General features: G+C 38.9%; 10 protein-coding genes. All 10 read right to left on the reverse strand.

The features are described from left to right. Positions 1–370: 370 nt before the first annotated feature. Positions 371–643, reverse strand: coding sequence for a type II toxin-antitoxin system HicB family antitoxin (locus IQ228_RS10565; protein WP_193962821.1), 273 nt, complete (start codon positions 641–643; stop codon positions 371–373). A 1140-nt stretch (positions 644–1783) separates the two neighbouring features. Continuing rightward, positions 1784–2347 (reverse strand): DUF2887 domain-containing protein, encoded by a 564-nt coding sequence (locus tag IQ228_RS10570; RefSeq protein WP_193962822.1) that lies wholly within the window; start codon positions 2345–2347, stop codon positions 1784–1786. A 43-nt stretch (positions 2348–2390) separates the two neighbouring features. After that, a complete protein-coding gene (locus IQ228_RS10575; RefSeq protein WP_193962823.1) occupies positions 2391–2846 on the reverse strand; it encodes a DUF29 domain-containing protein in 456 nt (151 codons plus the stop codon). 1301 nt (positions 2847–4147) lie between these two features. Then, on the reverse strand, positions 4148–4369 hold the full coding sequence (locus IQ228_RS10580) for a DUF29 domain-containing protein (RefSeq protein WP_228043794.1): 222 nt from the start codon (positions 4367–4369) through the stop codon (positions 4148–4150). A gap of 238 nt (positions 4370–4607) precedes the next feature. Continuing rightward, on the reverse strand, positions 4608–5462 hold the full coding sequence (locus IQ228_RS10585) for a Uma2 family endonuclease (RefSeq protein WP_193962824.1): 855 nt from the start codon (positions 5460–5462) through the stop codon (positions 4608–4610). Between the two features lie 638 nt (positions 5463–6100). Further along, on the reverse strand, positions 6101–6937 hold the full coding sequence (locus IQ228_RS10590) for an ABC transporter permease (protein ID WP_027402538.1): 837 nt from the start codon (positions 6935–6937) through the stop codon (positions 6101–6103). A gap of 730 nt (positions 6938–7667) precedes the next feature. Further along, a complete protein-coding gene (locus IQ228_RS10595) occupies positions 7668–8474 on the reverse strand; it encodes a Uma2 family endonuclease (protein WP_193962825.1) in 807 nt (268 codons plus the stop codon). 301 nt (positions 8475–8775) lie between these two features. Beyond that, positions 8776–9738, reverse strand: a complete 963-nt coding sequence (locus IQ228_RS10600) for a GDP-mannose 4,6-dehydratase (protein WP_027402532.1) — start codon at positions 9736–9738, stop codon at positions 8776–8778. Between the two features lies 1 nt (position 9739). Continuing rightward, positions 9740–10165: a hypothetical protein gene (locus IQ228_RS10605; RefSeq protein ID WP_027402531.1), complete on the reverse strand. Its 426-nt coding sequence runs from the start codon at positions 10163–10165 to the stop codon at positions 9740–9742. Positions 10166–10355: 190 nt separating this feature from the next. Next, positions 10356–11666 (reverse strand): glycosyltransferase family 4 protein, encoded by a 1311-nt coding sequence (locus IQ228_RS10610; RefSeq protein ID WP_193962826.1) that lies wholly within the window; start codon positions 11664–11666, stop codon positions 10356–10358. Positions 11667–12501: the final 835 nt, after the last annotated feature.

The following is a 12501-nucleotide window of genomic DNA, read 5'->3' on the forward strand; positions in this document are numbered from 1 at the left end:
TTATTTGATGCTCTGGGTGGGGTAAAGCAAGAACATATATGTTTTGCGATCGCTAGTTTGACTCACTAAGCTAACATACTGACCATCGCTGAGACAACGCGCTTTGCACCATTGCCATCTACTAACTAGATGCCCGCACTACAAGAGTTTCATGATTCAACTTTGTACCTCATAAGAGCGGAAACCGCTGTAATTTTGTCCGACTACTTATGACTTTCTGTTTAGCATTTTGTCCTAATTTTTGACCTAAATCAGGTATAAACTATAATGTCTAATATTTTCAGTAAAATGCTAATACAATAAGGCTTTCAATGATTTTGAAATGGGTTCTCCATAAAAAGTACCAAAGAACCACTTTGTTATCTAACAATTACAGTTTAATAGGAATAGTAAAAGCCCAACCTGTATTAGCTGAAAGTTCAATTGAGCCTAAATTTAAGTTCTCATTTTGTTCTTGCTTATACTCCATAATCATTTTTAAAACATCAGTACAGTTAAATATAGCCTCTTGGGGTGTATCTCCCTCTGCAAAAGCTCCTTGAATACCCGGTATCATTGCTAAGTAACCATCATCATTACTTTCAATAACGACAGAAATGATTTGAGGTGTATTTTTTACTGGTAATTGATCAATAGATTGCATTTTTGCCTCCAAGTTCTATAGTCCCAATATCGTAATATAAATTAGCAAAGGCTTGAATAAAACTTAATCTTTTATATCTTTTCTGTACTTTGGCCTCCTGATCAATATCTCAAAAGAGATCCTCAAAAGGTTGCATGGAGGGACTAAGATCAAAAAGACCATCAAAGCCCACTCACTGTTCAATACTATCCCGGTTCTGTCACTCTCGCACAACAATAATCGAATCTATTTTTTGTAATTCTGATTTTATACAGGTTTGCGATCGCTGTTCTCTAATGGATGAATGATAGAATAACACAGATTTAATTAGTATACTCAAAACGGCTTGATTGTTTGATTCTAAACGTAGGGGTAAAGCAAAAGCTTAATGGTGTCAACTTAACGTAAAACCCATAGCCCGCCTGGGAATGAATTCCCAGTCTAATAGCAAAAGTCATCTGAAGATGACTAAAAATCCCCAGTTTACTAAAGTAAATTTTACTTATTAGCCCGGAAATATGGCTTACGCCACGCTGCGCTATCATTTCTGGGTGGGTGTGGAAGCCAACAAATAAGCCATCTGTAGCCTAAGTTGACACCTATGAAGCTCTTGCTTTACCCCTACACATCTGGGTTCTTTGTCATTTGGCAAAAGTTTAAATCTCACCCGTGTTTAGTATAGTTCGTTAAGTTCAGAGATTCTGATTCAAATGTCATCTTTATTGCCAGTACATTTTGCTTAACTCCTCTGAATAATTGATACCTGCGAAAGAGTTTTATTTAACCAAGCGAACTGCTTGCAGCAGCGCTTCGCTATCGCCTTCAAGATCAACAGTTTCAGATCCCCGACTTCTTAGAGGATGTTTGAAAAGTATTAGATGAAACCGATAATCTCCAAAAACCTAACCCCCCTGCCCCCTTCCCTACGAGGGAAGGGGGTTTTCAAAGCCTCTCCCCGCTTCGGGGAGAGGTTTGGCGAGGGGTTTGTTTATACATTAAAAACTTCTCAAACACCCTCTTAGAGAAGTCGGGGATCTGATTTTCTTATTTTATTTATAGAGTGAAGGTTAAAGAATTTCCCCAATGACTAATTTGAGATTTCATCAATTAGCGATCGCTTTCAATATCAACAAAGCATATCTCAATGAGTCTGGCGAAAATTTAGTGGTCTTCTAACCAGGTTTTTAACTCAGAAATATCCGTAAAATCAAGTAATTGATCAACCAACATTTCAATTACACTTAGTTTCAAACCCCGAATTCGAGTTTCAATGGCAGAATCTAAAGAACCAAATTGCCGTTTCAGAAGACGCAAAACTATACTCACTCCCTCTTCTTGTTTTCCTTCTTGTTTTCCTTCTTGTTTTCCTTCTTGCTTTCCTTGTTGTTTTCCTTCCTGTTGTCCTTCAGCAAAGACATCCTGATAAAAACGGGTTTGTTTGAGGTCTACGTCTGTTATTCCTATCATCTGCTGTATTTCCTCTCTACTTAAAATAGGCAGTTTATAAACCATGATAGTCTCTAGCAAATCAATCAGTTGTAATTGCAATGGTCTTTGAGTTATTTCTCCATAGGTTTCTTTGGCAATTTCTTGTGCTAAAACTGCACTTTTATCCGCAGGAGTAACAATCAGTTTTAACAACTTCAGACTAATTGAGGCATTTGCTGGAGGTTCTAATTCATTTAAGTATATACGGTGGATTAAATAAAATGCAAAAATTTTCAACGCGAATAACTGTATCTGACATAATTTATTAGTAATATTCTTTTTATGATGGCAACCATTCAGGATTGAGGATTTCTGTTAAAGAATAAACACAATTTTCAGGGAAGATTGCTGGAGATAGTTCAGATTTACGAATAGCATTGTTTCTAGCTTTAATGTAGATCTTATCTAGGATTTTTGCACAATGATTATAAAGAACTTTAGACTCCAATAATAAATCTAATTCAGACCTAAAATTATCAATTTCTTCAATCCATCCTTTGGCACAATAGGATTTCTCACTTTCCCAATATTGATAAAGAAGTAAGTGTTTAATAAGTTGTCTCAAATAACTTTCTACTTTACGCCTTTGTTCGTTTCCCAATGCAGTAATTTCCTCAATTAAGTGTTCCCAGTCAAGATTTTCTAAATCCCGATTTTGCAGTTGGTTAAGGGTAATATCCAACCATTCAGGATAATCTTGTTCATAAATCTGGTAATTTGCTTGTGTGGGTTGCATTTTACTTACTCAGCTACAGTTTAAATATTGATTGTTAACACAATACCTTGTCCAAATTAGAAAAAGCCTTGATTTGTAGGTTAGGTTGTGGAACGTAAATGTATCCCTGCGGGACACTGCGTGAACGCGAAGCAATAGCATGAAACCCGACATGAGCCTTGGGTTGCGCTGTCGCTTAACCCAACCTATTTTAACCTTACCATACTCTCTTAACTGAATAAGCATAGGAAAGTCGGGGATCTGGGCATGATCAGATTATATATTTCAGTTGCCATTATATTTATTTCTTTAATCGCCTAATTGCTGACAATAAGTAATTGGACAAAAATATTTACAGTCATTGCGAGCGAAGGGAAGCAATCACAACCCTGGCGATTGCTTCATTTCACTTTGTTCCCTATTGCTAACGCCACGCAATGACATTGTGTAATTAATTCTGTCTCACTACTTATTAGATGTCTTTTGGAAAAAGTTCCAGATTTTGGTCAGATCTTTTCTGTACTTTTGCCTCTTGATCAAGATCTTAATAGAGATCCTCAAAAGGTTGCATGGAGGGACCAAGATCAAAAAGACCATCAAAGCCCAACTCACTGTTCAATACTATCCCGGTTCTGTCACTCTCGGACAACAATAATCGAATCTATTTTTTGTAACTCTGATTTTATCAAGGTTTGCGATCGCTGTTCTCTAATGGATGAATGATAGAATATAGCGGTTCTCAGTTGAGTGAGATACAAGAACCCCACCCCCAACCCCCTCTCCGCAAGCGAGGAGGGGGCTTATGACTGTATCTCATTCAAGTGCATACCGCTATAACACATAGTTAATTAAACCTCATCCATTTTGAAACCTGAAGTAATGCGAGCATCTTGCTCGCTACTTAACTAACACACCCTACTTTTGCACTTTATTTAATTCATAAGAATACCCGGTAAGTGGGAAACGAGCGCGTCTTTAGACCTGAGAGGGAAACGACACGAGCGGTTTTAACCGCTGTGGATATTAAAATTAAAACCAGATTTTTGATTGGAACCTGGAAACCAACTCCCATTTCTGGGGTAATGTTAGCTAGATGCCTCCGGCACGCTGCGCGAACGACCAGTTATAAGAGCTTTTTAGACTTGCAACACTGTTTCAGTGACCTTAAAACTGTTTAATTGCAAATGACAGAGCAGGGAACTAGCAACGCATTCCGGGGTGTCGTGACTCAAATAACGGCTACCATGAGAGTAAACTCAGGGTGGTCTGGTCAGTACGGCTTGCTTGATTACTCTTGCAAGCCCAGTCCCTTTAGGGCTGGGTTACTGACATTCCTTAGAAGATTGGTATTGCCATTTTAGCAAATGAGTTAATAAAATTATTAACCGATTTTTTAACTCATTTTTTTCACTAATACCCATAGCATCTAACTCTTCTGCCAAGTTCTCCCAATCCAAAGCTGTGATATCTCGACTGGCTAAGGCTAATTTTTGTTGAGTTAACCAATCCATGAAATCTGTTTCGTAGAGAGGTGATTTAGACATAAAATTATTCAGAGGGAACGGGCAACAGGGAACAGGAAAATCTCATGTTTAAAAACATGAGATTGAAATAATGACACTGTTTTTTTCGTGCTACGCATCTTTTAAAAACATCCTTTTTTTGACTGAAGCTCTAAACTGGTGCAAATGAGTGTTTCTTATTTGCTCCCAGTTAAGAGTTCCCAGTTAAGAGTTCCCTTCTTTTGTAATAATGACTTTCAGACTGGACAATTTTTCAACTCTATTGATCATTAGGTAAGCTGATACCTTGTTCCCATAACAATTGTCGTAATTTAGCTACTTCTAATTCAGCAGAATCTGCCCGTTGCTTTTCCTGTTCAGCCCGTTGTTTTTCTAGTTCTGCCCGTTGCTTTTCCTGTTCTGCCCGGTGCTTTTCCTGTTCTGCCCGTTGTTTTTCTCGTTCTTCTGGAGTAGGCAACCAGTTATTATCTTTATCATACCAACGTAACCACTGTCTAGTTAGTCCTTGATATTCTCCCTCCCATAACCCTAAACCTAATTCAGCTTCTTCTAGCCATACCCCTAATCCATTAATAGAGAGCGGTTGATAACGGTTCGTGACTAAACCATAACAGTGAAACTCGTCAGTATAACGGTTATAGACAAAATAATAAGGGATTCTGAGAATTTGCTCATATACCGTCCATTTATTAGGAGGTTGATTAACTTCCCGTAAATTTCTCCCTAAGTCTTCGTTTTCTGTTCCTGGAGATATTAATTCTACTACCACAAAGGGATATGTTCCTTCATACCAAGTAACATAGCTCAATCTTAGTTCTGTTTGTTCATAAAAACGGGATACCCCCAAAACTGCAAACCAATCAGGGCGTTTATACCATTGTGTATGCTTGCTGTCATAGTATAAATTTAAGTCACTACCTGTGAATACATTATCTTCTGCATAAGAAGGCGGTCGAAAGGTACTACGCAGCAATTCTGGTTGTAAAAGGTGAAATTCGTCTGGCAACCCTGGCTCCTCTGGATCTTCGCTAGGTAAATCATACATCGTTGGCAGTGTTTGTTGAGGAGGTAATGGCTCATAGCTGGGTTTGCTATACACATCACTTTGATACATTGTTAATTATCTCCTGTACTTAATCGCTATTGCCAAGATTCAACTATCTGCTTAATTGTTTCTTCTAAGGAAATTGTAATATCCCAGTCAGGATAATGTTCACGCATTTTTGTTAAATCGGAATAATATACTAAACACGGGTAATATCTAAACTTTTGCCAAATGACAAAGAACCCAGATGCGTAGGGGTTTAGCAGTGCTTAATGGTGTCAACTTAACGTAAAACGGGCGGTTAGAAACCGCGTCTACACAGGCAAAACCCACCTGCGTGGGTTTCAATCCTTGATTTTTCCTTAGTCCGCGCAGGCGGACTTTGTTTGTGTAGCCGTGAATTCCATTCGCCAGGGCTTAAGTTGACACCAATGAAGCTCTTGCTTTACCCCTACAAATCAGGGTTTTTCATCTCATTCCCAGTCTCTGACTGGGAATGAATTCTAGAAGGCTCTGCCTTCAATGATATTAGAGGCAGAGCCTCATCAACTGCATTCCTAGTCAGAGACTAGGAACGAGATGTGGTATGGATTTGAGCTTAAGTTGACACCAATGAAGCTCTTGCTTTACCCCTACAAATCAGGGTTTTTCGTGATTTTACAAAAGTCCATCTCTCAACCGTGTTTAGTATACTTGAGAATTTGATCTTAAATCACATCTGCAAAAGTTCGTTCCATCTTCCGAAAATACCAAATTCCACTCACTAATAGTAAAACGACTAGAGCCATAGAAAGCATAAAACCTGGTAAATATAACTGGGAATTACCGCCCAAAATTGCCCATCTAAAACCATCAATTACTCCCACCATTGGATTTAAGGAGTAGAGAAACCGCCACTTTTCAGGAACAATAGTGCTACTAAATCCTACGGGTGAGATATATAAACCAAACTGGACTATAAATGGCACAATAAACCGGAAATCTCGATATTGCACATTCAAGGAAGCTAACCACAAACCCGCACCCATTGAAGCTGCAAAGGCGACACCGATAAATAAGGGTAAGGTGAAAATTCGCCAAGTGGGAATAAAGTTATACCAAGCCATTAAAGCCAATAAAATTATCCCAGAAATCATAAAATCCACAAAGCTAACTACTACCGCGCTAGTGGGTACTACCAATCTAGGAAAATAGACTTTTGATAATAAATTGGCATTACTAATTAAACTATTACTACACTCTGAAAGGGAATTGGAAAAGAATTGCCAAGGTAACATGGCGGAAAATACAAGAATTGGATAGGGCGCACCTTCTGATGGTAATTTTGCTAATTGTCCAAATACTACTGTAAAAACTACCATTGTCAAAAAAGGACGAATTAGCGCCCAAACAATCCCAATGGCTGTTTGTTTATATCTAACTAAAATATCTCGCCATGCTAAGAAGTAAAATAACTCTCTATATCGCCATAAATCTTGCCAATATTGCTTTTCCGCGCGTCCTGCTTCAATTATTAATTCTGGCTGTAAAGTAGTTTCTTTCATCTGGCATTTACCATCATTTTCACGACATTTCCGATTTCGCTCACACCTTCTCTGCACTTCGTCCTCCTGATCACTAACTAAACAATTGATCATACGAAGGTTGCATCGGAGGGACTGAGATCAAAAAGACCATCAAAGCCCAACTCACTGTTCAATACTATCCCGGTTCTGTCACTCTCGGACAACAATAATCGAATCTATTTTTTGTAACTCTGATTTTATCAAGGTTTGCGATCGCCGTTCTCTAAGGGAACACCAAAAAATAAATTACCCAATTTTGTGAAATGGGCATCCTGCCCGTCCTTGATTATTAGCGGGCAATTCGTCCCGCACCACAAGAAATTTTTGGGTATTTTTTTAATTGGAAGTCCCTTAATGGATTGTCATCTTTATTGTCAGTACACTTTGCTTAACTCCTCTGAATAATTGATACCTGCTGAAGAGTTTCATTTAACTAAGCGAACTGCTTGCAGCAGCGCTTCGCTATCGCCTTCAAAATCAACAGTTTCATAAGTAGTGAGACAGAATTAGTTACACAATGTCATTGCAAATGGAACGAAGTGAAATGAAGCAATCGCCAGGGTTGTGATTGCTTCCCTTCGCTCGCAATGACTGTAAATATTTTTGTCCAATTACTTATCCCCGACTTCTTAAAGAAGTCGGGGATCTGATGTTCTTATTTCATTTATAGAGTGAAGGCTTTTTTTTGGCGATGTCTATTGATCAAGGCTTAGTCAAGAGAAATACCAAGCGATCGCATTTTTTGCTTTAATTCATACAATTCCGTGTTAGCTTGTTCAGCCCTTTGAGATTCTTGTTCAGCCCTTTGAGATTCTTGTTCAGCCCTTTGGGATTCTTGTTCAGCCCTTTGGGATTCTTGTTCAGCCCTTTGGGATTCTTGTTTTGCTATTTGAATTGCTTGGTTGGCTTTGAGCATTTCATCTTTGGCGGCTTCCTGGGGAGTAGGGATGATAGCGCCTTCTAAGGAGAAGTAACGCAATTGGCCATTGTGAATACCCAGGAAAAAGCCCAGGGCTTCACTCCATAGCCATCCTTGGGCGTTGGGCGTGATGGGGCGATATTTATTAAACTCTAGTCTAAAGCCTGCAAATTCTAAGGTTTCTGGTGAAAAATAAAAGTATTCAGGGGTATGAAATCTCTCTGCGTATAAGTCTAGTTTGGTGGTGCGATCTACATTGGCGGTGGAGTCGGACAGTAATTCAATAATCAGGTCGGGATAACGTCCGTCTTCTTCCCAGACCACCCATGAGTTGCGTGGTTCTCTGGTGGTGTTTTTGACGAGGAAAAAATCTGGACCTCGAAAGTCACGATTTTTGAGTTGTTGGCGACTGAAGTAAATGGTCAGGTTTGCACCAATGAAAAAATCATCCCGCTCTTGCCATGCCCATTCTAGGCAGGTGACTAGCAATAACAGTTGCATATAGTGCAGGGAGCTTTCCATTTCTGGTTCATCACTTAAAAGTTTACTGGCATCGGGCATTTGCAACTCTAGTTCGCGGGCTGTAATTGCTGCCATGGATTTGTTCTCCTGATGCTTTGGATGATTATCTATGAGTTTAGCTACGCTATCGGCGATTATAAATCGCTAATACACAAATCAAGTCACTCAATAAAAATTAATAGTCTATATTCTTCAAGGGCGATAGCGAAACGCTGCTGCAAGCAGTTCGCTCGACAATTTTCACTCATTTTTTCCCTTTAATTGTTTATCTTATAATAAAGTTACAATCCCCAAGCTTTCAAGATCAACAAAGTATATCTCAATTAGCGCCACCCTGGAGTTTCAGATCCCCGACTTCTGAGAGAAGTCGGGGATCTTATTTTGACCTAGCTAACCTCGTATTTACCATCATTTGCACCACATCTGCCATCTTATATTTAGCTTCCCATCCTAATTGGATTTTGGCTTTACGGGGATTACCTTTACCGAATGCCAAATCTGTAGGTCTGAATAGGCTACTATCAACCACCACATGATCACGCCACTCTAAATTTACGGATGTAAATGCTGCTGCGACAAAATCTTCTAAGGAAGTGCTTTCTCCCGTTGCAATTACATAATCATCAGGTTGATCTTGCTGCAACATTAAATACATGGCTTCCACATATTCCTGCGCCCAACCCCAGTCCCGCTGAATTGACATATTGCCTAAATATAATTTTTCTTGACTACCTTGGGCAATCCGACAGGCAGTAGCAATAATTTTTTGAGTGACAAATCTTTCTGGACGCAGGGGAGATTCATGATTAAATAATATTCCTGAACAGGCAAATAAACCGTAAGCTTCTCGGTAGTTAGCTACTTCCCAAAAAGCAGCAGATTTAGCTACAGCATAAGGACTTCTGGGGCGAAATGCAGTATTTTCTTCTGCTGCTACATTGCCAGTATCACCAAAGCATTCACTCGAACCTGCATTGTAAACTTTAATGGTTGCGCCTAAAAAGCGAATAGCTTCTAATAAGTTTAGTGTCCCTGTGGCTATACTTTCTAAAGTTTCTACAGGTTGTCCAAAAGATAAACCTACGGAAGTTTGTCCTGCTAAATTATAGACTTCATCTGGTTGGATTTTTGTGAGTACCTGTAAGACGCTGCGGAAGTCAGTTAAGGACATTGACTCCAGCTTTACTTGATCTTTAATACCCAAGTGAACTAAGTTCTGGAAAGGTGATATTTGGGCATCTCTGGATGTTCCACAAACTGTATAGCCTCGATTGAGCAGCAATTGTGCTAAATAAGATCCGTCTTGTCCAGATACTCCACAAATGAGAGCTTTTTTCATGTCAGTTCATTACCCAAAAGTCTTTAACACTGTTACCACCAAGCATTCGGGATTGCCTATAGGTAAATTCTCCCACAGAAGGATTGCGATGGGGATGAATGACACCTGTTGCTTGTTGCCAAAGTTCGGCTGGGGCAAGAGATATCTCATATTTTGATTCATGCTTACGCACATGATACCATTTTGTTTCTTGGCATTCTTCGCACCAAAAAGCCTCTAACCACTCACCCTGTAAAGAAACTGTAGTTTTAGCTGCTACTAACATCATTGCTTCTCGTCGGGCTATACCGCGTTCTTGTAGTTGTCCGGCTTGTTCGGCAAATAGTCCGTGTTTTTGGCTAACACTATCTATGTAACAACTATGTATGGGACAATAAATGGCTCTCCGTTGGGAACGTTTCCGATTTCGCTCACACCTTTTCTGCACTTAGGCCTCCGGATCACTAACTAAACAATAGATCGTAAGAAGGTTGTAAGGGAGGGACTTAGATCAAAAAGACCATCAAAGCCCAACTCCTGATTCAACGTTGTCTGAGGTATTAAATTTTGTTAACTGAGTTGTCTGAAATTTACTGAATTTATTCACACACTGATGCCGATTAGGCTGGAGTGAGGTTTCAAATTATAGATTTTTCTAGGACATTGATATATTGTTTAGCGATGATTTCTGGCGTAAAGTTTGACTGCAAATATTCACGGGAGGCATTACCCATTTTTTCTGCAAGTTGGCGATCGCTCTTTAAGTTGAGAATAAATTTAGATAAACTATCACTATCTCCATTGTCAATGCTGATACCAAACTGACCATCTGTTATTAACTGTCGCAGGTAGGAATCTTTTGGGCAAATAGCGGCTATGGGTCTTCCGGCAGCTAAGGCTGGATAGAGTTTGCTAGGCGCAACTAAATTTTCGAGACCTAATTGTACACTCACTAATGACAAATCACAAGCTGTCAGGGAATACGGTAGCACACTTTTTTCTTGATAGGGGAGAAAGAGAAAGTTTTTTAATCCTAACCGCTTGACATCTTGAATAAAACTTTCCCGTTTGGGTCCACCACCAATACAAACGAACTGAATTTCTTCATCTTGCAATTGTTTAGCAGTTGCCAAAATGGTGTCTGTATCATGACACCTACCCATATTGCCAGAATAAAGAATTGTAAATATGCTATCCAAGTTATGTTGTTTAGCAAACCAATTTTTTTCTTTGGCAATCGGGACAATTAACTCAGGATCTCCCCAATTGTGAATTACAGACACCTTATCAGCTACTTCTGGACAGATGGCTACGACTCTCTCTTTCATAGCAGGACTCAGGACAATAATTCCTGTTGATTTTTGCCAAATCTGGCGATTGATTGCCCACCAAAACTTGGCTAACCAGTGCTTATGAGATACTACTCCTAAAGCGATCGCAATATCTGGATACAAATCATATATTAAACATACATAGGCAGATTTTAAGAACAAATGAGTTAAATATCCGGCTATTGATAAAAAAGGAGGTGCTGAAGTTAATAAAAACACATCATTTTTACCAGCATTCCTGATCATATGCAAAAAAGCCCGCAATGTAAATAAAACACCATTAACAGCTTTTCCGCGAATCCTATTAGACCATATCTGAGTAGATCGGGATCTTTGAACACGAACATGGCCTAATTGTTCTAAGGCTGGGGCTTGAGCGGTATTAAAAGCATATCCTGGTTGTCCAGTGAATACTTTAATGTTAATTCCTTGTTTCTCCAACTGTTTGACTAGCTCTTCAATTAACTGTCCTGTCGCCGCATAGTCTGGAGGAAAAAACTCAGTGATCACAGACAAAGTAGTTAGCTTATGACGTAAACTATCACTAGTTTTAGAAGGCTGTTCAGCCCCTATTAGGGAATGCACATTGGGTACTACATAACCTTTTCGGTTAGACATTGTGTAAATTTTTGTTAAATATTAATTTTGACTTAGGGACTGCCAATTAAAGTAATACCAAAAATTTCTTGTAGTGCGGGATGAAAAGCCCTCTAATCATCAAGGATGGGCATCCGGACTGTCCCACAAAATTGGGTAATTTATTTTTTGGTGTTCCCTTACTATCAGGATCAAAATTTGAATTTTTCTGCCTTCTATCTAGTTTTATTGCTTATATAAAACCGTTAAATAAATTTACAGACAACCAAACTAGATAAAAGTGACTGATGTAGTCAAAATTTTTTCCTCATACAATCTTGTATCATCTTCCACGCTTATCGTCAAGTATGGCAGAAGTATATATCATTAGGCTTGCTTATTGGTTTAATTCCGATAAATAAACCAATTATTTCCGTTCTATAAGTAATTGGACAAAAATATTTACAGTCATTGCGAGGGAAGGGAAGCAATCATAACCCTTGGAATTGCTTCATTTTACTTCGTTCCATATGGCTAACGCAACGCTAACGCAACGACATTGTGTAATTTTGAAAGCTGCTAATCTGGATAAATTTAGGGTTTGTGTACTGAAGGAGCGAACTACTTGCAGCAGTGCTTCGCTATCGCACAATTATAATCTAATAGTATGCTATTAGTTTTATCCTAGATGCTAAGTAGGTTGGCGTTAAAAATTGTCAGGGAACTCTTAACTGGGAACAGGGAACAGGAAGAGAGTTTTGGGCGATTTTACTTTTCTTCACATACCTTTAAATTTTTCGGTTCACCTACTTATTTATCAGATATATTATTCATCATGGCTATGTGATAAGCTTAAATTATAGAAAATCAATAATAC

It is taken from the genome of Dolichospermum sp. LEGE 00246, from assembly GCF_015207865.1.
GTDB lineage: Bacteria > Cyanobacteriota > Cyanobacteriia > Cyanobacteriales > Nostocaceae > Dolichospermum > Dolichospermum heterosporum.